The sequence below is a fragment of the Cupriavidus basilensis genome (assembly GCF_029335485.1).
GTDB lineage: Bacteria > Pseudomonadota > Gammaproteobacteria > Burkholderiales > Burkholderiaceae > Cupriavidus > Cupriavidus basilensis_E.
Map to the genome: position 1 here is coordinate 16,184 of NZ_JARJLM010000163.1, position 22,020 is coordinate 38,203.

The window sequence follows — 22,020 nt, forward strand, 5'->3', positions numbered from 1 at the left end:
AAATGATCTCGAAACTCATACGTCCCACGAGCGCAATTCCGCTGTTGCTGCTCGTCGGCCTCGTCGCGGTTCCATTCGTCGCGAGCGCCCTCGAACAGCCGTTCTGGATCTCATTCTTCGCGCGCATCGTCATCTACGCCATTGCCGCATCCGCGCTCAATCTGGCACTTGGCTATGGCGGGCTCGTGAGCTTTGGCCACGCGCTGTTTCTCGGCCTTGGCAGCTACGCCGTCGCGCTGCCAGCCTTCCATGGCATCGACAACGGTTGGGTCCACCTGGTTCTCTGTATTGGTGGCTGCGCCCTGGTGGCGCTGGCGGTGGGCGCGATCAGCCTGCGGACCACGGGCATGGCGTTCATCATGATCACGCTCGCCTTCGCGCAGATGAGTTACTTCCTGTTTGTCAGCCTCAAGCAGTACGGAGGAGACGATGGGCTTCCCATCTCGGCGACGAGCCGCTTTGGCGGGCTGAACCTGGGATCGCCGCTCGTGTTGTACGGCACGGCACTGGCAGTGCTTGTGCTCGTCACGTGGTGGATGGCACGGTTGCGCGTGGCCGCCTTTGGCATGGCGCTGCGGGGTGCTCGCCAGAACACCCGCCGCGTCAACGCCATCGGATTGCAAGCCCAGCGGTTGCAACTGGTGGCGTTCGTGATCTCCGGTGCCATCTGCGGGGTGTCGGGACTGCTGCTCGCCAACCTGAACGCCTTCGCCTCGCCAAGTTCCCTTGCCTGGACAGTGTCGGGCGAGCTGATCGTGATGGTCGTGCTCGGCGGCATGGGTTCGGTGTTCGGTCCTCTAATCGGTGCGCTGGTGTTTCTTGGCCTTGAGGAGATCCTCAAGGGCATTACCGAACACTGGATGGCGATCTTCGGACCACTGATCGTGATGATCGCGTTAGTTGGGCGGCGCGGCATCGTTGGGCTGCTCGACAGCCTCGAACGCGCGTTGCGCCCGAAGGAGGAGCCATTGCCGGCGAGTCCGGCCGTCGTTCGCGAAGGAGGTGCATGATGACCGGACTGCAGACGGAAGGACTCGTCAAGCGCTACGGGGCACTCTTGGTGACGGACCATGTGTCACTGGACATCCGACCCGGTGAACTACACGCGGTGATCGGGCCCAACGGGGCCGGCAAGACGACCTTGATCAACCAGCTGAGCGGCGAGTTGCAACCCAACGAGGGGTGCATTCGATTCGATGGGCGAGAGGTGACCGCCCTGCCTGTCCATCGGCGGGCTCGGGCCGGACTGCTGCGCTCGTACCAGATCACGTCGATCTTCGAGGAATTTTCCGTTCTGGAAAACGCCGTGCTGGCTGGGGTGGCGGCCAAACGGCATGCCTGGCGCTTTTGGACGCCGTTGCTCGCGGATGCCAAGGCACGCCAAGCGGCAGAGGAGGCTGTAGCGGCGGCGGGCCTCACAACGCAAGCCGATGTCCTGGCCGGCGAGTTGGCCTACGGACAGCGTCGGCAGTTGGAGCTAGCCATGACGCTCGCCGCGCAGCCCAAGTTCCTGCTTCTGGACGAGCCGATGGCCGGCATGAGCGTGCAGGAGTCCGCAGCTGTCACGGCATTACTGCGCGACCTGAAGCGCCGCTACACGATCCTTCTTGTAGAGCACGACATGGATGCCGTTTTCTCCCTGGCCGACCGGATCAGCGTTCTCGTCTATGGCAGCGTGATGTTCACCGGCACGCCAGACGAGATCCGGGAGCATCCGGAGGTGCGCGCAGTGTATCTCGGCGAAGAAGTCGTCTGAAGGAGAACTCATGAGCCAACCGTATCTTTCAGTACGTGAACTGCAAGCCAGCTACGGCCGAGCGCAGGTGCTCTTCGACGTTTCGTTCGACGTTCTGCCTGGTCAAGTGATCACGCTGCTCGGGCGAAATGGAATGGGGCGTTCCACCACCGTCAAGTGCCTGTTCGGCATGCTGGCCGCCAAGGCCGGCGAGATCGAAGTCGGTGGCCTTCGCACGACAGCCTTGCCGTCGCACCGTATCGCTCGCCAGGGTCTCGCGCTGGTGCCGGAAGGCAGGCAGATCTTTACGGAGCTTACCGTCGAGGAGAACCTGCTCGCTACGGCTCGGGATGCCCGCGCGGACAACAAGGCAAGTCCCTGGACTCTGGAGCGTGTCTACAGCTTCTTCCCGAGACTAAAGGAGCGACGCAGCAACTTGGGCTGGCAGCTCTCGGGCGGAGAACAGCAGATGCTCGCCATCGGGCGGGCGCTGATGACCAATCCGCGGCTGCTTGTCCTCGACGAGGCTACCGAGGGTCTTGCGCCGGTCATCCGCGAGGAGATCTGGCGCACGCTAGCCGATCTAAAACGCGACGGATTGGCCCAGATCGTGATCGACAAGAACGTGAGTCGATTGCTACGCCTGGCGGATCGCCACTACGTCCTCGAAAAAGGACGGATCGTGTGGGAAGGCGACTCCGAGGCCCTGAAGGCACAACCTGACATCGTCCACCAGTATCTTGGAGTCTAACGACATGAAGCTCTACAGTTTCTTCCGCAGCGGCAGCTCGCATCGCCTGCGCATTGCGCTCAACCTCAAGGGGCTCGCCTATGAGCATTTCGCCGTCGATCTCCGGCGCGACGAGCACCTGGGAGAGGCCTACAGGGCCATTAACCCACAGCAACTGGTTCCGGCGCTGGACATCGAAGACACCACCTTGATCCAATCGCCCGCCATCATCGAATGGCTGGAGGAACGCTACCCGGAACCGCCGCTGCTCCCTTCCGATACGCTAGAGCGGGCACATGTGCGTGCGCTGGCGGCGATCGTGGGATGCGATATCCATCCGATCAACAACCGAAGAATCCTGGAGGCGCTGCGCCAGCGCTTCAGCGCCGACGAAGCGGCGGTGAACCACTGGTGCGACATGTGGATCGGCGCCGGCTTCGACGCGTTCGAGGCTCTGGTTGCGTCCGGCAGCCCCGCCGGCCACTTCTCCTTCGGAGACCGCCCCACGCTGGCCGACGTCTACCTTGTCCCGCAGATCGAGAGCGCTCGCCGGTTCAAGGTCGACTTGGAGCGCTGGCCCAGACTTCTCGCGATCGACGCCGCGTGCGCAAAGGTCGAGGCGTTCCAGCGTGCTGCGCCAATGGTTCAACCGGATGCCTGCTGAGTCCAGCGCAGCACATGCTAGACCAACCCGCAAGGAGGTTCTTGGCAGCGCGTCGGCTTGATCTCCCGGTACAGTGTGGAGGCTGCCGCCGCCTCGGCGCCCGCACTCAGTGAGCGATTTGCGGGCGGCGGCAAGCGCATGCGGCGCATGGGTATAGTGCGCTCGCTGCATTGCGGGTAACTCCCAGGTAGCGGTTCCGGCACGCCTGGCTGGCAATTGCGTAATAATTAGCCACTGATGCAATTTGCGCATGCAATGCGAATGTGGACCATGAGACGGAAGATTCCCAGCACGATCGCCCTTGCCGTGTTTGAAGCGGCAGCCAGGCAAGGCAGCTTTGCGCGTGCCGCGAATGAGGTTTGCCTGACGGAGAGTGCGGTCAGCCGACAAATCGCGACGTTGGAGACGTACCTCGGCGTAAAGCTGTTCACACGCGTGCGCAAACAGGTCATCCTGAACGACGCTGGACGGCTTTACCTCAAAAACATCGCCCGCAATCTCTCCGATATCGAGGCGCATACCGCCGCCCTGATGACGCATAAAGGCGTGGGCGGTGTACTGGAACTCGCCGTCATTCCCACCTTCGCCAATCGCTGGCTACTGCCCAGACTGCGAGACTTCCGCGCACGTCATCCTGACATCATCCTCAATCTTTCGGAGCGCCCGCTGCCGTTCAGCTTTGACGAGACGAACTTCGATGCGGCACTGAATTTCGATCATCCCTCCTGGACCAACGTGGTCAAGGTGGATCTGTTCGACGAAGAGCTCGTGCCGATCGTCAGCCCGCGCTACTTCGACACCCTGCGGCTGAATGCTCCGGCAGACCTGACGCGCTTCCCGCTGCTCCATAAGTCCACTCGGCCGGAGGCCTGGAAGCACTGGTTCGAAATAACCGGCGTCTCGGACTTTACCCCTGTGCCCGGCATGCACTTCGAGCTATACGGCATGGTGATCGAAGCGGCGCGGGCCGGCTTGGGCGCCGGGCTTGTGCCCAAGGTCTATGTGCAGGACGAGGTCGAACGCAATGACCTGGTCGTCCCTTTTGACCTGCCCCTCAAGCATGAAAAGCGCTATTGCCTCGTCTATCCCGAACGCAAGAAGGATTCCGAACTGGTACAGGTCTTCCGAAACTGGGTGGTGAGCATCGAGGCCGAATTCGTGGTAGGAGTCAAGTAGGCCAGCGCCCATAAAGGGCATTATGCGCTACCTTGATAGCCAGAATTCTTGTACCCCGGGCGCACGCGTTCGATGGAGCCTCGGGATCCCATCCTCGGCCTGAACGAACCGTTTGCGCAAGACACGCTTCCTGAAACGGTCAATCCGTGGGCACCTGTTACGACGACGCGGGCAAGCTTCCGTTGCTCGGCTGTGTGGCGGAAGCCGAAGGCGCGCTGGTCGCGTCGCAGCCTGCGCGGCTATCAGCCGATAGACAGCCCAACCGCCGTTCAGGATGAAGTCCTTCCCATCATATTCGGGACAAACGCAGCCCTGTCGCCACCGCCCAAGCCCACGCAGATGCAGTACTTGCGCGAGCTTGCAGCCATCTATGTGGCGTCGATTCGGAGTGCATCTGCGTTGCAGCACTGAGCAGCCGAGATCTGCAGCACGTGGCCTATGCTCACCATCTGCGCGCTGTCGCGCAAAGATCATGAAAAAACCTCATCAACACTGGAGTTCTTCTCGTTTGCCGCTGGAAAGCGCTGTCACCAGAATGACGTTCAGGAAGCGAAATGCACGCTGACCTTGCTACCAATCTCAGGGGACAACATCCATGCAAACGCGATACCAGCTCTTTATCAACAACGAATGGGTCGACTCGAGCCAGGGCCAGTGGTTCGCATCCCTCGACCCGTTCACTGGCGAGCCGTGGGCAGAAATTCCGCGAGGCACGCGCGAAGATGTCGACCGTGCCGCGCAGGCAGCGGCCGTCGCCATGAAGGGGCCCTGGTCGAAGCTCTCCCCCACCAACCGTGGCATGCTGCTCTACAAGCTGGCGGGCCTGATCGAAGACAACATCGACCTGCTAACGGAGGTGGAAGCCCGCGACAACGGCAAACTGCGCAGCGAAGTGCGGGGCCAGGTTGGCTATGTCGCCAAGTACTTCTACTACTACGCGGGTATGGCCGACAAGATCCAAGGCGCCGTGGTGCCGATGGACAAGCCGAAGGTGTTCAACTACACCCGGATGGAACCGGTAGGCGTCGTTGGCACGATTACGCCGTGGAACTCCTCCCTGCTGCTGACCGCATGGAAGGTGGCTCCAGCCTTGTGTGCGGGCAACACCATCGTGGCAAAGCCCTCCGAACATACGTCGGTGTCGCTACTTGAGCTGGCCAAACTGTTTGTCAAGGCCGGCTTCCCTCCGGGCGTCTTCAATGTGGTGACGGGATTCGGCAAGGACGTTGGCGAGCCGCTGGTCGAGCATCCGCTGGTGCCGATGATTGCGTTCACAGGTGGGGACGAAGGTGGCCGTCGCGTCAATCTGGCTGCGGCTGCGCACTTCAAGAAGGTCACGCTGGAACTGGGCGGCAAGTCGCCGAACATCGTCTTCGACGATGCCGACCTGGCGAACGCGGCCAATGGTGTCATCACCGGCATCTTCTCCGCCGGCGGCCAGACTTGCATGGCGGGCTCACGGCTACTGTTGCAGGAGAGCATTCATGATGAATTCGTCGATCGCCTGATCTCCATCACCAGCAAAGCCAAACTGGGGGATCCGTCGCGCGCCGACGTGCAAATGGGACCGGTGGCAACACGCCCGCAATTCGAGAAGGTGGTGGACTATATCCGTATCGCCAAGGAAGACGGTGCAACCTGCGCGTTCGGTGGCAATGTCCGGAGCGGTCCCGATTTTGGTGCCGGTCAGTTCGTGGAGCCCACGATCTTTACCAATGTCACCAACGACATGCGTATCGCGCAGGAAGAGGTGTTCGGCCCAGTGCTGTCTGTGCTGAAGTTCAAGGACGAAGACGATGCTTTGCGCATCGCCAATGACATCCGGTTTGGCCTGGCTGCAGGGGTATGGACCAAGAGCCTGCACCGGACCATGTACATGTCGGATCGGTTGCAGGCAGGCACGGTCTGGATCAACAACTACCGTTCCACCAGCTTCACTACGCCGTTCGGCGGTTACAAGGACAGCGGTCTGGGCCGCGAAGGCGGGATGGAAGCGGTGAAGGAGTTCATGGAGACCAAGAGCGTATGGATCTCCACCGACCTGGAAATGCCTGACCCGTTCATCCGCAAGTACTGATACTCGACAATGAGGAGACACGTCATGAGCACTGCACACAGTGCCACCCGCTTCGACGTAGTTGTGATCGGTTGCGGCATCTCCGGCCTATCGGCCGCAGTAGCCGCGGCAAGCCAGGGGGTGAGCGTCGCCGTACTCGAACGTGCCACCCGCGAGGAATTCGGCGGCAATACCCGGTGGACAGAAGCCTACCTCCGAATGAAGAGTGACTCGGAGGTCAGCGACGACTTCGACGACATGCTCAGCGCAAACGCGGGCGACAATCTCGATCCCAATGTCATCCGCAGCATGGCGGCGCCCTACGAGAACTGGCCGTCTTATGTCAAGGCGCATGGCATGCCGGACCCAGAGCTGCTCTCTACGCTGTCGAGCCAGGCAGGGCCGACAGTGCAGTGGCTCAAGACCTTTGGTATTCGCTTCGATGCCCTGCCCACCTATTTCGTTACCGCCGCAGCACCTAGGCTGATGCCCGTAGGCGGCGGACTAGCCATGATCGAGTCCTTGCACGCGCACGCGTCGGATCTCGGGGTGAAGTTCTTCTACGAGACTACCGCTACCCGCCTAGCACGCCGCGACGCCGAGGGGGATCTCAGGCTGAGCCTTGTGGACAGCGATGGCAACGCCTTCGAATTGCGGGGCCGCAACGTAGTGGTTGCCTCGGGCGGCTTCGAAGGCAACCAGGAAATGCTGACCCAGTATCTGGGCCAGGCAGCGCGCTATGTACGCCCAGTGGCGCGAGGCGGGTACTACAACAAGGGGGAGGGTATTCGCATGGCACTGGACCTGGGCGCAGCGCCCGCGGGTGACTTCAGCTCCTTTCACGCTGAACCGCTAGATCCGCGCTCTGCCCAGGTGGAAGCCCTGGTGATGAATTTTCCCTACGGCATCCTCGTCAATAAGCTCGGACAACGATTCACCGATGAAGCCCCGGGGCCGGTCGATGTTCACTACGACCATATCTCCCGCGCGTTCAAGGATCAGCCAGATGGCATCGCGTACGTCATCTTTGACGAACGCATCCATGATGTACCGAATTGGAAGAAAGGCATACGTACCGATCAGCCGCCACTGCAGGCGGCAACGCTAGCGGAATTGGCGAAGAAATGCGGCATCTCCCAGGAAGGGCTTGAGCAGACAGTGCGTGCCTTCAATGCGGCCTGCCAGCCCGGCGAGTTCAGTCCGCTTCAGGAAGACCACCTCTGCACGGTGGGCATTCAGCCATGCAAGTCCAACTGGTCTCGCCCAATCGATACAGGCCCGTACTACGCTTACCCGATCATGCCCGGCATCTGCTTTACGTTCGGCGGCATCAAGGTCAACCGCAACGCCCAGGTGGTGGACACCGACGGCAAGACGATTCCCGGGCTCTACGCTGCGGGCGAAGCCTCAGGACTGTACTACCAGGTGTACACCGGCGCGACTTCGGTCATGCGTGGGGCAGTCTTCGGCAAGCTGGCCGGCGAGCATGCTGCTGCGCTGGTACGCGGTAGCCCAGATCACTCTTGACGCTGCAAGGAGCGCAACCAAAGCGCATCGCATAAGGCGCGATAGACAAAAACCAGGAGACGATCATGATTTTCGAAGCAAAAGCGAGGCGCCTCGTCACAGGCGTCCGGATAGGTCTACGCGTAGCTGCCACTGCTTTCGCCATCGCAGCCGCGGTTGGAGGCGCGCAGTCTGTCCATGCACAGCCGGGTTGGACACCGTCCAGACCCCTCCGACTGGTCGTGCCGTATGCACCGGGAGGTGGCACGGACGTGCTGGCAAGGCTGGTGGTGGCCGGCATCGGCAACGGCCTCGGGCAACCGATCGTGGTCGAGAACCGTCCCGGGGCCAATGGCGTGATCGGCGCGAACGTCGTCTATGGTTCACCGCCCGACGGCCTCACCCTGCTCTTTGCGGCTGCCGATTTCATCTCGGTGGCCCCCTACATCCACAAGAAGGTGGTGCAGTTTCAACCCAACGGATTCCGCCCAGTGGCGCCCGTGGCGAAGATGGGTTTTGTACTCGCCGGGCGTCCGGACGCCGATACGAAGACCGTGCAGGATATCGTCGCGAAGGCCAAAACAAATCTGCTCTCGTACGGCCACTGGGGACCCGGCAGCATGGCCCAAATGGGGATGGAGCTCCTGAAGACAAACGCCCATATCGATAATATGCTGGAAGTGCCATTCGGCGGCGCCGCGCCGGTCATGACTGCGGTAATGGGTGGGCAGATCGACTACGCGTTCATCCCGACACCCCTTGCCGTCGCCAACAGGACCAAGTTGCGCCTCTACGCGCTGGGCTCTCCCGAGCGGTTCCCGTCGATCAAGGACATTCCGACTCTGACCGAGATTGGCTACACCGTGGATGCCGATACGTGGTTCGGCGTCCTAGCGCCGCCCAATACGCCGCAAGCCATCGTCGATACCATTCAGGCGCAAGTTGTACGTGTCACCAGTCAGGCCGAGTTTCGCTCACGCATGGCAGACATGGGCTACACGCCCATCACAATCGACCCGAAGAAGTTCGGTGAATTCGTCCAGGCGGAAAACCAGCGCTGGGGGGCAGCCGTCAAAGCTGCCCGGATTCGTATCGAGGATTAGGAACCAAGGATTCCCGCGTCGCCATCTCCAGTTCCCACTGGCAAGGGGCGGGGGCTCTTGGCATCGCTCCACTATGAACAAAGCAGCACAGCTCGCGCCCGGTTCAACTCCGCTGTTGCCGTAACGCTGATTCGCCGAAACAGGTCATGCAAAGGCCACCTCTGGATAGCGCTATAGCGCGTTAGCCTTTCCGGTCGGTGCCACAACATCCTCGAGACCCAGGATGACGCAGCCCGCACCACTGGCGGCTGCATTGTCGAAACGCTCGGGCCGATCACCGGGAACGAAGGGGCAACTGTGGGGTCGTGTCGACATGGCTTCAACTCTGTGGTGCGAAACGAGCAAAGGCTTCCACTGCCACGCGGCCATCCGGTGCCACCGCGTGCAGCGCCAGCGCACCCTTCCCGGCCTCGTCGGCGCATAGGGTGAACGGCTGGCCTGCAAACAATGGCTGCATGCCCCGGAACTCGAAAGCCGCCAGGGACAGACCCGGCCGCAGCGATGCCGCGAAGCCCTGCAGCAGCGTGGCGGCAAGTGGTCCGTGCACGACGAGACCGCGGTAACCTTCCTCTACCTGTGCATAAGGGAGGTCATAGTGAATGCGGTGCCCGTTGAAAGTCAGGGCCGAGTAGCGGAACAGCAGCACGGCATCGGGGTTCACCGTACGTTTCCAAGGCGCCAGCAGGGGTGCAGGCGTAACTGCGCGCTCAGGAATGGTGCTCCCCCCGCTTGCGGGCGCGAGCGGCGTGGCCGCGCGGTACACGATATCTTGCTCCTCTTCGATACACGTGCGCCCACCGCTGGCAACGCTGTGCGCCACGGTCACGAAGCACATAGGGCCGCTCTTGCCCTCCTTCGGCGTAATGCGCAGGATGCGGCTGGAGCGCTCGGCCTCGGCGCCCACCTGCAGCGACGCCAGGTAGCGGATGCGGCTGCCCGCCCACATGCGGCGCGGCAAGTTAATGGGAGGCAGGAAGCTATTGGCGGCGCGGCGCGGATGGCCGTCATCTCCCAGCGCGCTCTGGCGCGCCACCGGGTTAAAGAACAGCCAGTGCCAGCCCGGCGGCAGCGGTTGGCCCTCGGTCGGCGCCCCCTCCAGGTCGAGCGTGGCCGCCAGCGCGGCCACCGGCGCGGCATCGATGCGCGCGCGCAGCGTTTCCTCGCGGCCGACCCAGCCGGTCCAGTCGTCCAGGCTTGTATCCATCTCAGCCTCCTACCGTCGGGTCACGCTCGGGTCCAGCTACCACGCCCGCGTCATGCAGGCGTCCGATGGCGCCGCCATCCAAGCCCAGCACCTCGTGCAGCACCTCGTCGGTGTGCGTGCCCAGCAGCGCGGCCGGGACGGTGGGTTCGCGTTCCATCTCCGGTGCGCGCACGGCGGCGCCGGCGGCGATGTGCAGGCCGATGCCCGGGGTGTCGATGCGCTCGAAGACCGGGTTGGTCGCGGCATTCACGCGCGGGTCGCCTGCCAGCAGTTCACCCACAGTGTTGTAGCCGCCCCAGGTCGCCTTGTGCGCATTGAGTTCATGCACGGCCTGCACGCGCGTGCGGGCAGCGAACCAGGGCTCGACCAGTTCCGCGATCGCGTCGCGCGCTTCGAAGCGCTGGGCCTCGTCCGACAGATCGAGGCCGACGCGCAATTCCAGCGCCTTCACGCCCTCGGCGATGCCGCAGGCGCTGACCAGGCAGTTCCATTGCCCGGCCGAGATCGCCACCACCATGAGGCGCTGCCCGTCGGCGGTGCCGAAGTCGCGGCCGAAGGCGCCGTAGAGATGGTTGCCGATGGACGGTCGCTCCTGCCGCAGCAGTTCGGCCTCGGCCAGCACCCCCAAGTGGGACAAAGTCGTGAAGGCCATATCGGAGAGCGCGAGCTTGAGCTCCGCACCCTGGCCGCTGCGGCGGCGCCGATCCAGCGCCGCGAGGATGCTGAACGCGGCCTGGTAGGCGCAGGCGATGTCCCAGGCTGGTAACACGTGGTTCACGGGATGCGCCGCAGAACCGCCGCCGGTTACCAGCGGGTAGCCGGTAGCGCAATTGACGGTGTAGTCGACCGCGGTGCTGCCGTCGCCGTTACCCTGGATCGTGCAACTGATGAGATCGGCGCGGCGCGCGGCCAGCACCGCGTGCGCCAGCCAGGGTGTGCCGATGTTGGTGAGCAGCACGCCAGCCTCCGGCCCTGGCGCGGTGGCCAGCGCCTGAATCAGCTCGCGGCCTTCGGGCCGGCGCAGGTCGATGGCGATAGAGCGCTTGCCCTTGTTGAGCGCCGTCCAGTAGAGGCTGCGGCCCTTGCCCTCGGGATGGGGCATGCGCGGCATGCGCCCGTAGTCAATGCCGCCGCCGATCATGTCCACGCGGATTACGTCGGCACCGTGTTGCGCCAGGGTCAAACCTGCCAGCGGCGCGGCGATGAAGGCCGAGCTTTCGATGACGCGCAGCCTGTCCAGGAAAGGGTAAGTCATGGCATCAGGCCCGCTCGAACACCGCCGCCAAGCCCTGGCCGCCGCCGATGCACATGGTCTCCAGCCCGTAGCGGGCGCCACGCCGCTGCATCTCGCGCAGCAGCGAGGTCATGATGCGCACGCCGGTGGCACCCACCGGATGGCCCAGAGAGATGCCCGAACCGTTCACATTGAAACGTTCCGGATCATTCCAGCCCCAGCCCTTGGCGCAGGCAAGCGCCTGGCAGGCGAAAGCCTCGTTGAGTTCCACCAGACCCATGTCGTCGAAGCCCAGGCCATTGCGGGCAAACAGCTTCTTGACCGCCGGCACTGGGCCGATACCCATGTGCGACGGCTCGCATCCGGCAGCCGCCCAGCTATGCAGGTAGCCAATGGGCGTGAGACCCAAGGCTTCCAGCTTGTCCTCGGCCACGATCAGGCAGGCGGCCGCCGCGTCGTTCTGCTGGCAGGCGTTTCCGGCCGTGACGATGCCATCCTTCGTCAGGGGCCCGAGCTTGGCCAGTTGCTCGATTGTCAGGTCGCCGCGGATGCCTTCGTCGCGGTCCACGACCACCGGGTCACCTTTGCGCTGCGGCACGTGGACCGGCACGACCTCCTCGGAAAATTTGCCCGACGCCCACGCCGCCGCCGCGCGCTGGTGGCTGCGCAGCGCAAACGCGTCGGCCTCCTCGCGACTGATGCCATAGTCGCGTGCCAGGTTCTCGGCTGTCTCGATCATGCCGCTGATGCGACCAAAGCGTGCCTCCGGCTGCGAGCGCTCGCGGCCGCGCTCCAGGCGGTCATGGAACTTCACCGTGCCGGCGCGCTTGCCCCAGCGCATGTCGGTGGTGTAATACTCGACATTGCTCATGCTCTCCACGCCACCGGCCATGACCACGTCGGCCGCGCCGGTCTGCACCATCATCGCGGCGGTGGCGATGGCCTGCAAGCCGCTGCCGCAGCGGCGGTCCAGTTGCATGCCGGCCACCTCGATGGGAAGGCCCGCCTGCAGCGCGACCCAGCGGCCTGTGCAGGGCACCTCGCCATTCGCGTACGAATGGGCGAAGACCACGTCCTCGATCAGCGCCGCGTCGAGCCCGGTCTGCGCCACAACGGCACGGGCGACGATGGCGCCCAGTTCCTCGACGGGCACGGCGCGCAGGCTGCCGCCGAAAGCGCCGATGGGGGTACGAAGTGGGGAGACGATGGCAGCGCGTTTCATGGCGTCAGTCCTTTGAATCTGTATGTAATGCGTTGGGAAAGCTCGGCGTTTCCTTGGCCAGGAAGGCGCGCACGCCCTCTTTCGATTCGGCCGAGGTAAAGACACATTCGGACAGCGGCAATGCGGCGGCAATGGCCACGTCTTCCGTGGCGTCGAAAGCCAGGTCAATGGCCCGCTTGCACAGCGCCAGCGCCAGCGGCGGGCGCTGTGCAAGCGTGGCGGCGAGGGCCAGCGCGGCATCGAGCGCCGTGCCCTGGGACACCACACGGTTGACCAAGCCCCAGGCCAGCGCGGTGACGGCGTCGATGGGCTCGCCAAGGAACATCATTTCCTTGGCATGGCCCTCGCCCACGCGGCGCGTCACCCGCACCGGGCCGCCGCTGCCAGGGAACACGCCGAGCTTGATTTCCGGCAGCGCGAAGCGGGCACGCTCGTCGGCCACGATCAGGTCGCAGCACACCGCAATCTCCAGCCCGCCGCCAAAGGCCAGCCCGTTGATCGCCGCGACCGTGGGCTTGGGGAAGTCGTCAAGTCGGGCGAACACCCGGTGCTGCAGTTCCAGCTTCTCGGGGCCGATGCGACCAGGCTGCATCAGCGGCTGGAACTCGGCGATGTCCGAGCCCGCGCAGAACGCGCGCTCGCCGGCGCCGGTGACCACCACCGCACGCACCGAGGCATTGGCCGCTAGCGCATCGAGCGCGCGGCCCAGCGCCTCGGTCAGGCCGCGGAACACGACGTTGAGCGGCGGGTTGTCCAGCGTGAGCACGGCCACGCCGCTGTACTCGCCGGCCAACACGTTGCAACGCACCGGGCCGGATGCGGTCTCACCCATAGCGGCCGCCCGTCACGTGGAGTACTTCACCCGTAATGAAACCCGCGCGCTCCGAGGCCAAGAATGCCACCGCGTCAGCAATGTCAGTCGGCTTGCCCACGCGCTTGATCGGCTGCATGGCCACGGCGCGCTCCTTGATGGTGTCGTAGGTCGCCAGCGCTTGCACCATCTCGGTTTCCATGAAGCCGGGCGCCACGCAGTTCACCGTGACGCCGTAGCGCCCTTCCTCGATCGCCAGTGCCTTGGCCATGCCGATCAGGCCGGCCTTGGCGGCCGAGTAGTTGGCCTGGGTGGGGTTACCAAAATGCGCGCGCGAACTGATGTTGATGACCCGGCCCCATCCCTGCTCGATGAACTTCGGCATCACGGCCTTGGTGGCGAGGAAGGCGCCCTTGAGCATGACCTCCATCACCAGGTCCCAGTCGTCCTCGCTCATCTTCACGAGGTACTTGTCGCGCGGGAAGCCGGCGTTGTTGACCAGGATATGGATGCCGCCGAAATGAGCCACCGTTTCATCCACCAGCCGCTGCACCTCCGCATCTTTGGTGATGTCCGCGATGATGCAATGTGCCTGCAGGCCATCGGCGCGCAGCGCGGCAGCGGTGGCTTCGGCCTGTTCGGACAGGATGTCGGTGATGACGACCCTCGCACCCTCCTCCGCCAGCCGCCGCGCGGTGGCCGCGCCCAGGCCACGGGCCGAGCCGGTGACGATGGCAACTTTGCCATTGATCTGCAAATCCATGGAAATCTCCTTCGTTGATTCGAATCAGGCGAGCTCGACGCGGCCCGCATCGAGCACGACGACACCGCGCTCCAGCGCCGTGGTGCGCAGCGACACCACGCCGCCATCGCGCCACAACGCGGTACGCAAGGTTTCGCCCGGCAGCACCGGCGCGGTGAAGCGCACCCGCATGCCGCGCACGGCGCTGGCGTCATAGGCCAGCAGCGCCTTCAGCACCGCGTGCATGGCCACACCCATGGTGGCCAGGCCGTGTAGGATGGGGCGCGGGAAACCCGCTGCCTGCGCCACGGCCGGATCGGCATGCAGCGGGTTCAGGTCGCCATTGAGGCGGTAGAGCAATGCGGCGTGCGGCAACGTGGGCAGATCGCACACCGCATCGGGCGCGCGGTCGGGCACGGCATGCGGCGCGGCCAGGGGCTGGCCATGCGATGCGCCATGGACGGCACCGAAGCCGCCATCGGCGCGCAGCATGCTGGTCTGGGTGACGGTGGCGATCAGGTCGCCACTCGCGGCATCCATCACGCGCCGCTCCTGCAGCATGAGCGCGCCCTTCTCAGCGCCCTTGTCGTGCAGGCCCACCACGCGGTTGACACCGACGATGCGGCCCTCGGCGGGCACTGGCCGGTACAGGACGATGGTCTGTTCCGCATGCACGAGCATGCGCCAGGTGATGCCGGTGTCGGGCTGGTCGGCCCAGAAGCCGGTGTAGCCCAGCACATTGGCCATCGTGGGCAGCGCCTGCAGGCCGCCGGGCGCGCGCTCGTACACGTAGCGCAGCTGGCCCGTGTCCAGCGGGTCAGCGCCGAGGCCGCAGCCCAGCGCATAACACATGCTGTCGTGCGCCGCGTAGGCCTGTTCGACCGGGGAGAAGGGACGGTCCAGCAAGTGCTGGGGGTCGATAGACATGTGGCGTTACTCCGTCAGCCTTGCGCCGCGCGCACCATATTGCGCGCGATGACGACCTGCTGGATCTGGCTCGTGCCCTCGAAGATGCGGAACAGCCGCACATCGCGGTAGAAGCGCTCGATACCGCTGTCGGCCACATAACCTGCGCCGCCAAAGATCTGCAACGCGCGGTCGGCCACGCGGCCACACATCTCGGAAGCAAACAGCTTGCAGCAGGCAGCCTCGGTGGCCACGTTTTGACCTTCGTCGCGCAGGCGCGCCGTGTCCAGCAACATGCTGCGCGCGGCGTAGAGCTCGGTCTGGCTGTCGGCGAGCATTGCCTGCACCAGTTGGAACTCGGCGATCGGCTGGCCGAACTGCCGGCGCTCCATCGCGTAGCGCAGTGCATCGGCGAGCATGCGTTCGGCCGCGCCCACGCAGACCGCAGCGATGTGGATGCGCCCTTTGTCCAGCACCTTCATCGCGGTGCGGAAGCCCTTGCCCGTGTTGGCCGCGCCGCCGATGATACGGTTGGCCGGCACACGCACCTTGTCGAAGATCACGTCGCAGGTGTGCGAACCTTTCTGACCCATCTTGCGGTCGCGCTTGCCGAAGGCAATGCCCGGCGTGCCCGCGTCAACGATGAAGGCGGTGATGCCACCCGCCCCCGGGATAGCAGCGTCGGTGCGCGCCATCACGGTGAAGATGCCGGCATAGGGCGCGTTTGTAATGTAGCGCTTGGTTCCGTCAATGACGTAGTGGTCGCCATCCCGGCGGGCGGTGGTGCGCAGCGAGGCGGCGTCGGAGCCGGCTTCGGGCTCGGTCAGTGCAAAGCTGGCCAGAATCTCGCCGGTGGCCAGGCGTGGCAGGAACTCCTGCTTCTGCGCCTCGGTGCCGTCCATCAGGATCCCCTGCGAACCAATGCCGATGGTAGTGCCGATCAGCGAGCGGAAGGCCGGTGAGGTCTGGCACAGCTCGATGGCGGCCAGCACCTCTTCTTCGGTCGTCAGGCCCAGGCCGCCGTAGTCCTCGGGGATGGTCATGCCGCACAAGCCCAGGTCCTTCATGCCCTGCACGATGTGCGTCGGGATCTCGTCGGTCTCGTCGACCTGCTTTTCGGCAGGCACCAGCACCTCGCGCACGAAGCGGCGGATGCTGCCGAGCAGCGCTTGCAGCGTATCGGTGTCGCGGATCATGCTGCATCCTCTTCAGACTGCTCGAGAAGGGGTGCAGCGGCGGCCGGCAGCAGTTCTATCACCGCGTCAGCCGCGTAAGCCCCTTGACCTGCAGGCAGGGCGAACACCGGATTCAGGTCGATGGATTGCAGGCGCTCGCCGGCCTGGTGCGCAAACACCGACAGACGCGAGAGCATCGCTGCGAGAGCCTTCACGTCCACCGGCGGCTTGCCGCGCGCGCCCAGCAGCAGCGGCGCGCCCTTGATGGAGCGAATCATCCGTTCGGCCACGTCCTCGCCGAACGGGCATTGCTGCAGCACCACGTCCTTCATCACCTCGACGAAGATGCCACCCAGGCCGAACATGGCCATCGGCCCGAACACTGGGTCCCGCTGGATGCCCAGGATGCACTCCACACCGCCGGAGAGCTGCTTGGCCACCAGTACGCCTTCGATGCGTGCGCCAGGTGCGGCATTTTGGCCGCGTTCGATCAGCGTGGCGAAGCCCGCGCGCACCGCATCCCCATCACCCAAGTTCAGCAGCACGCCGCCGATCTCGGACTTGTGCAGGATGTCCGGCGAGAGGATCTTCATCACGACGGGATAGCCCAGTTCCCGCGCCGCGGCCACCGCCGCATCGGCCGTGGCGCACGAACGCTCCGGCGCGACCGCGATCCCGGCTTCGGCGAGCACGCGCTTGGCCTCAGCCTCGCTGGGGGTTTCAGCCGGTAGCGCGACCTGCTGCACCACGGGCACGGGCTGGCCCGGCCGGCGCGCGAAGGCCTGGCCAAAGCGACCCATGGCCTCAATCGCGACCACGGCGCGTGCCGGATCTTCGAATACGGTGAAGCCGTCGGCTTCGTATTGCTGCACCCGTTCCTTCGAGGCCAGAATGGACAAAACGAACAGCCGGTCGGGGTGTTTGTCGCGCACCGCTTTCAGCTGCGCGCGCAGGCCATCGGCAATGGACGCCGCACCCACGGTGTAGGTGAAGAAACCGAGAATTGACTGGTAGCCGCCCTCCTCCACCACGGCCTCGGCAAAGCGACCTGCGATGCTGAGATCGTTCATGAACTGCGCCGTGCAGTCCACCGGATTGCGCGGCGCGGCGAAGGGGATCAATTCCTTCAAGTGATCCTGGGCGGCGGCAGGCATCTCGGGCATGGGCAAGCCGGCGGCTTCCGCGGCGTCGGAGACGATCACACCCGCGCCGCCGCTCACGGTGATCACGCCCAGCGAGTTGTTCACCGGGTAGATGCGCCGCGTGGCCAAGCGCGCCACGTCGAGCATGTGCTCGGTGGACCGCGCGCGCACCACGCCGTGGTCGGCAAGCACGGCGTCCGTGACGGCGTCGTTGCCGGCGATCGACGCCGTATGCGACTGCGCCGCCGCACAGCCCACGGCACTCGTGCCGACCTTCATCATCACCACCGGCTTGCGTGCCCGGCGCGCGGCCTCCAGCGCGGCCTGCAGGCCCGCGCCGTCGCGGATGCCTTCGGAGTAGACGGTGATCACGTCGGTGTCGCCATCGTCGACGAATGCCTGCACCAGGTCGCCCAGCGTGATGTCGCTTTCATTGCCGCTCATCACGCAGGAAGACACGCCGATGCCGAACTCGCGCGCGATACCGAGGATGTGGCTGCCGTAGGCACCGGACTGGCTGGCGATGCCCACGCGCCCAGGCTGCGGGAACCCCATTTCCACCACCGAGGTGAAGCTGCCGTAGAAGCCGATGCGCGGATTCAGTACGCCCAGCGAGTTCGGTCCGAGCAGGCGGATGCCACTGGCGCGCGCCGCCGCCACCATCTGCTGCTCCAGCCGCGCGCCCTCCTCACCCATCTCGGCAAAACCGGCGGAGAAGACGATGGCCGCCGGCGTGCCGCGCGCGCCCAGATCGGCCACCACCTGCGGGGCGAGCCGCGCGGCCACGGCGACGATGGCGACATCTGGCGTCTCGGGCAGCGCTGCTACGCTGGCGAAGGCGGGCCGGCCCTGGATCTGCTGCCGATTGGGGTTCACCGGCAGCAGCCGGCCCTGGTAGCCCTGGGCCAGCATGTAGGAGATGGGCCGCCCGCCGATACGTAGCGCGTCGTCGGACGCACCGATCACGGCGACGGAACGGGGATGCAGCAGGCGGCTGAGCGCGTCGTTCGCAGGCATGAACAAGACCTTCTTCGTGGGGTTGGATTGCGTGGTGGTTTACTCGGCTTTGGCGCCGGAGCTCTTGACCACCCTGGCCCAGCGGTCGATGTCGGAGACGATGCGCTGGCCGAACTGCTCGGGAGTGGACCATGCGGGCTCGTAGCCCTGCACGGACAGACGCTCCTTGAAGTCGGCGCTCTCGAGCTCTCGCTTGATCTCGGCGTTGAGCTTGGCGATCACATCCTTGGGTGTGGCGGCCGGGGCCATCAGTCCGTTCCATACCGCCAATTCGAAGCCCGGCAGGCCGGATTCAGCCACCGTGGGTACGTCGGGCATCGCGGGCGAGCGCTTGGTGCCGGTCTGCGCAATGGCCTTAAGCTTGCCGCCCTTCACCTGTGGGGAGGCAGAGAACATCATGTCCATCACTACCTGCGAATTGCCGGCGATCACGTCCATCATGGCCGGCGCACTACCATTGAACGGAATGTGCGTCATCTTGATGCCTGCGCGCTCGCTCAGGTACTCCGTGCCCAGGTGCGTGGACGAGCCGTTGCCGGCCGAGGCGAAGTTCAGCTCGCCCGGCTTGGCCTTGGCGCGTGCGATCAGGTCCTTGAGATTGTTGATGCCCAGCTTCGGGTTCACCATCAGCAGCGCCGGTCCACTGGTCAGCGACGTGATGGGCACAAGATCGGTTCGGATGTCGTAGCGCAGGTGCTTGTACAGCGACGGGTGGATCGTGTGCCCCATGGTCACGAGGAGCAGCGTATAGCCGTCGGCTGGTGCGCGCGCCACGAACTCTGCGCCCAGATTGCCCGAAGCACCGGCTTTGTTCTCTACGATGAAGGGCTGGCCCAGCCGGTCGCTCAGGCGCTGCGCGAGCACGCGCGCCACACTGTCGTTGGTGCCGCCCGGCGGATAGGGTACGACGATCTTGACGGTCTTGGATGGGTAGGCAGCCTGTGCCTGGGCGGCGTTCGGGATTGCTGCGACCGCCAGCAGGCCCAAGCAGGTTGTTGCCAACGCGCGGCGTAGGTTGATATTCATGCTTTGTCTCCTATTGGAATGGCTGCCCACTGAACCTCCGCCCTGTGACGCCGACCGTTTTTGAACCCCAATCGTAAGAAGATTGGTATATTCAATCCAATACTTTTGATGCACTCTCCCATATATGGGGTATATAGAATGGAGCTTAGACAACTGCGTCAATTCGTTGTGCTGGCCGAAGAACTCAGCTTCAGCGCTGCCGCGCAGCGCCTGTTCATGGCTCAGCCGGCGCTATCGGTAGCGATCCGCAAGTTGGAAGAGGAGATCGAAACGCCACTCTTTCTGCGCGGCTCCCGCGGCGTGCGGCTCACGCCAGCTGGGGAAGCCGCACTCGAAGCCACCCGGCGTTGCCTTAACTCAGCCGGAGGAATCAAGGAGGCCGCGCGCTTGGCTGCGGCCGGCGAGCTGGGCACACTGCGAATCGGCTTCAGTGGTTCGGTGACATTGCGTCTGCTGCCTGGTCTCGTTCAGACCTTCAGCCGACGGTATCCAGACGTGAAACTGGAATTGCGGGAAGGCACCAACCTCGAATTGCTCACATTGGTGGAAGCAGGAACGCTGGATCTTGGCTTTGTTCGCGTTCCTGCCAGCCGACCGCCCGACTTGCGCTTCCAGTTGGTCGAGGAAGACTGCCTGTGCCTCGCCCTGCCCCGCAGCCATGCCCTCGCCAAGAAGGCCTCCATCCCTCTGGCTGCGCTGGAAGGGCAGCCCTTCATTGGCTACGCGCCTTCCCCCGTGGGTGGCTTACACTCGGCGGTAAATTTGGTGCTGCAACGCGCGGGCGTTGCGCCACGCATCACCCAGGAAGCCGTACAGGTGCAGACCGCATTGGGACTCGTGGCCAGCGGACTGGGCGTGGCCATGGTGCCCGCCGCCAATACGCCCTACCAGCGCTCCTCAGGCGCAGTGTTTCGTCCTATCGCCGATCTACCGGCGGATGCCCGCATAGGCATCGCCCTTGCGCACCACAGCCGCAATGACAGCCCGGTCATGCAGCGGTTTCTTGAGATATCTGCCATGCGGGCCAACGTGGAACCAAGGCGCAAAACTGGAGTGGCATAGCGGTGACGCTATTTCACCGAACCGCGCGAATCAAACGCCTCCGGCCCATGCCAGAGGATGCGGGAGCCAGTCGCTACGCGGCAGCCCACGAACGGAGACTGGAGGTGGCATCGGCTTGCAGCGGTCTCATCGCGGGCGATACTTGGAGATGTCAGTCAAACAGCCGACTGAGGAGACCCCCGAGGTGACAAACACGAAGTCCTTGCAGCTTCAGGCCAACGCCCTCGCCACCACGCTGGACGGCACACCCGGTTCCCTCTTGGCACTCGCGCATGCGGGCTACCGCCAATGGACAAAGGCCCGACACCTGAATTACCCGCCCGCGCGGCGCGACGAGTTGCTGCGAGAGATCCTGCATTTCTGCGCAGATACGCATCTGCTCGAGTGCCCGCCCGAACACCAGTGCCGTCCACAGGCGATAACGGACATGCGGGACGCCCGCTATCCGCGCTACGCACGGCACAGGGTGTCGACGCACCGCATGCGATGAGTTTCCCCCCCCCTCCTTCCTGGGAGCCAATGCCGCCTCGCAGAGGCGGTAAGGTGTCGGGCAGCCTGGTTTTCAGTATATAAATACTGGCATGGACAGATTTGACCGCCTCTGGCTAACCAATCCCACTCTTGCCTATGCAGACTGGCAAGCTCGCGAGGCCGCCGGCGTGGACCGGCGCCCGTTCTCCGCACGGTCCATCGTCCAGCACGAGGCGATGTTCGAACGCTTCCGACGGCACCTGCTGGCGGCCGGAGTCACCCTGGCCACCTTCGGCTCCGACCACATCGATGCCTTCTGGCAAGCGCCGGAGGCCGAATGCTACACCGCTGCGACCCGCATGCGATACCTGAAGCTGCTCGACAGGCTGTGCCGCCACCTGGTGGCCATCGGCGTGCGCGAGGGTAATCCTGCCGAGAAATTGGTACGCGACGGCCAGTGGCCACAAGACGATCCCCTGCCGATCTTCCTCCCGGAAGACGCCGATGGCCAGCTGCAGGCCCATGTTCAGCCGCACGCCGGCGACGATCTGGCAGCGATCCGCAGCCGGGCCATCGTCGCCTTTTTTCTCGGCACCGGCGTCACGGTTGCAGAGGGCCGATCTGCCGAGGTGGCCGACCTGCAGCCCGCGGCCGCGCCGCCCTATCTGCATGTTCCCGCGCACGGCGCGCCTGATGCCCGCACCGTGCATCTGGACGCGTTCGCCGTTCCCATCCTTTCGGCCTGGCTCGTACGTCGCGCCACCCTGCCGATCGCCAGCGATCTCTTGTTCTCGCTCAAGGCCGGCGGCACGCCGATTACGGAGATGAGCCTGGGCAAGATCGTGCGCGCCGCGCTGGAAACCATCGCTTTCGAGGCGGACGACATGAGCCCCCGAATCCTGCGCAATACATTCTGCCGGCGCCAGCTGCTCGCTGGCCGCTCGAGCGAGGACGTCAGCAAGTTGATGGGCTTGGTCAGCTCAAGGACCTGCGACCGAATTGCCGCCACTCGAATAAGCGTCGGCGCATGATCGAACC

20 protein-coding genes and 1 pseudogene are annotated in these 22,020 nt (G+C 64.5%); 12 read left to right on the top strand and 9 right to left on the bottom strand.

What is annotated here, in order from left to right:
• Positions 1–2: 2 nt before the first annotated feature.
• The 9 genes and pseudogenes from P3W85_RS09690 (at position 3) to P3W85_RS09725 (ending at position 8,970) form a co-directional block, all read left to right on the top strand.
• Entirely contained in the window at positions 3–1,010 is a 1,008-nt protein-coding gene (locus P3W85_RS09690; RefSeq protein WP_276264614.1) for a branched-chain amino acid ABC transporter permease, read from the top strand.
• Positions 1,011–1,075: 65 nt separating this feature from the next.
• Positions 1,076–1,474: pseudogene (locus P3W85_RS45470) on the top strand (ATP-binding cassette domain-containing protein); the annotation flags it as partial.
• Positions 1,475–1,678: 204 nt separating this feature from the next.
• Complete coding sequence (locus P3W85_RS45475; protein WP_430869522.1) at positions 1,679–1,756, top strand: hypothetical protein; 78 nt, start codon at positions 1,679–1,681, stop codon at positions 1,754–1,756.
• 10 nt (positions 1,757–1,766) lie between these two features.
• Complete coding sequence (locus tag P3W85_RS09700; RefSeq protein WP_276264615.1) at positions 1,767–2,486, top strand: ABC transporter ATP-binding protein; 720 nt, start codon at positions 1,767–1,769, stop codon at positions 2,484–2,486.
• A gap of 4 nt (positions 2,487–2,490) precedes the next feature.
• Complete coding sequence (gene maiA / locus P3W85_RS09705) at positions 2,491–3,129, top strand: maleylacetoacetate isomerase (RefSeq protein ID WP_276264616.1); 639 nt, start codon at positions 2,491–2,493, stop codon at positions 3,127–3,129.
• A gap of 270 nt (positions 3,130–3,399) precedes the next feature.
• Positions 3,400–4,305, top strand: coding sequence for a LysR family transcriptional regulator (locus P3W85_RS09710; RefSeq protein WP_276264617.1), 906 nt, complete (start codon positions 3,400–3,402; stop codon positions 4,303–4,305).
• Positions 4,306–4,900: 595 nt separating this feature from the next.
• Positions 4,901–6,382: an aldehyde dehydrogenase gene (locus P3W85_RS09715; RefSeq protein WP_276264618.1), complete on the top strand. Its 1,482-nt coding sequence runs from the start codon at positions 4,901–4,903 to the stop codon at positions 6,380–6,382.
• Between the two features lie 24 nt (positions 6,383–6,406).
• Entirely contained in the window at positions 6,407–7,888 is a 1,482-nt protein-coding gene (gene tcuA / locus P3W85_RS09720; protein ID WP_276264619.1) for an FAD-dependent tricarballylate dehydrogenase TcuA, read from the top strand.
• A 65-nt stretch (positions 7,889–7,953) separates the two neighbouring features.
• On the top strand, positions 7,954–8,970 hold the full coding sequence (locus P3W85_RS09725; RefSeq protein ID WP_276264620.1) for a Bug family tripartite tricarboxylate transporter substrate binding protein: 1,017 nt from the start codon (positions 7,954–7,956) through the stop codon (positions 8,968–8,970).
• Positions 8,971–9,289: 319 nt separating this feature from the next.
• On the opposite strand, the gene P3W85_RS09735 is transcribed toward P3W85_RS09725, so the two are convergent.
• Genes P3W85_RS09735 through P3W85_RS09775 form a run of 9 tightly spaced genes read right to left on the bottom strand, consistent with a single transcriptional unit; the run spans position 9,290 to position 19,449 of the window.
• Positions 9,290–10,174, bottom strand: a complete 885-nt coding sequence (locus tag P3W85_RS09735) for an FAS1-like dehydratase domain-containing protein (protein WP_276264621.1) — start codon at positions 10,172–10,174, stop codon at positions 9,290–9,292.
• A 1-nt stretch (position 10,175) separates the two neighbouring features.
• Positions 10,176–11,429, bottom strand: a complete 1,254-nt coding sequence (locus P3W85_RS09740; RefSeq protein WP_276264622.1) for a CoA transferase — start codon at positions 11,427–11,429, stop codon at positions 10,176–10,178.
• A gap of 4 nt (positions 11,430–11,433) precedes the next feature.
• Positions 11,434–12,630 (bottom strand): acetyl-CoA C-acetyltransferase, encoded by a 1,197-nt coding sequence (locus P3W85_RS09745; protein ID WP_276264623.1) that lies wholly within the window; start codon positions 12,628–12,630, stop codon positions 11,434–11,436.
• A 4-nt stretch (positions 12,631–12,634) separates the two neighbouring features.
• The gene (locus P3W85_RS09750; RefSeq protein WP_276264624.1) at positions 12,635–13,462 is read right to left on the bottom strand and encodes an enoyl-CoA hydratase/isomerase family protein; all 828 of its coding nucleotides are present in this window, start codon (positions 13,460–13,462) and stop codon (positions 12,635–12,637) included.
• Positions 13,455–14,204: an SDR family NAD(P)-dependent oxidoreductase gene (locus tag P3W85_RS09755; protein ID WP_276264625.1), complete on the bottom strand. Its 750-nt coding sequence runs from the start codon at positions 14,202–14,204 to the stop codon at positions 13,455–13,457. Before P3W85_RS09755 ends, P3W85_RS09750 begins: the two co-directional genes overlap by 8 nt.
• A 24-nt stretch (positions 14,205–14,228) precedes the next feature.
• Positions 14,229–15,110 (bottom strand): MaoC/PaaZ C-terminal domain-containing protein, encoded by an 882-nt coding sequence (locus tag P3W85_RS09760; protein WP_276264626.1) that lies wholly within the window; start codon positions 15,108–15,110, stop codon positions 14,229–14,231.
• Positions 15,111–15,124: 14 nt separating this feature from the next.
• Entirely contained in the window at positions 15,125–16,285 is a 1,161-nt protein-coding gene (locus P3W85_RS09765; RefSeq protein ID WP_276264627.1) for an acyl-CoA dehydrogenase family protein, read from the bottom strand.
• Complete coding sequence (locus P3W85_RS09770; protein WP_276264628.1) at positions 16,282–18,423, bottom strand: acetate--CoA ligase family protein; 2,142 nt, start codon at positions 18,421–18,423, stop codon at positions 16,282–16,284. Before P3W85_RS09770 ends, P3W85_RS09765 begins: the two co-directional genes overlap by 4 nt.
• A gap of 39 nt (positions 18,424–18,462) precedes the next feature.
• Positions 18,463–19,449 carry a Bug family tripartite tricarboxylate transporter substrate binding protein gene (locus tag P3W85_RS09775; protein ID WP_276264629.1) on the bottom strand — a complete coding sequence of 329 codons (987 nt, stop codon included), beginning with the start codon at positions 19,447–19,449 and terminating at the stop codon, positions 18,463–18,465.
• 138 nt (positions 19,450–19,587) lie between these two features.
• On the opposite strand from P3W85_RS09775, the gene P3W85_RS09780 reads away from it, so the two are divergent.
• The 3 genes from P3W85_RS09780 (at position 19,588) to P3W85_RS09790 (ending at position 22,013) form a co-directional block, all read left to right on the top strand.
• Positions 19,588–20,511: a LysR family transcriptional regulator gene (locus P3W85_RS09780; protein ID WP_276264630.1), complete on the top strand. Its 924-nt coding sequence runs from the start codon at positions 19,588–19,590 to the stop codon at positions 20,509–20,511.
• A 184-nt stretch (positions 20,512–20,695) separates the two neighbouring features.
• Positions 20,696–21,001: a hypothetical protein gene (locus tag P3W85_RS09785; protein ID WP_276264631.1), complete on the top strand. Its 306-nt coding sequence runs from the start codon at positions 20,696–20,698 to the stop codon at positions 20,999–21,001.
• 91 nt (positions 21,002–21,092) lie between these two features.
• Positions 21,093–22,013, top strand: a complete 921-nt coding sequence (locus P3W85_RS09790; protein WP_276264632.1) for a tyrosine-type recombinase/integrase — start codon at positions 21,093–21,095, stop codon at positions 22,011–22,013.
• The last annotated feature ends 7 nt before the right edge of the window (positions 22,014–22,020 follow it).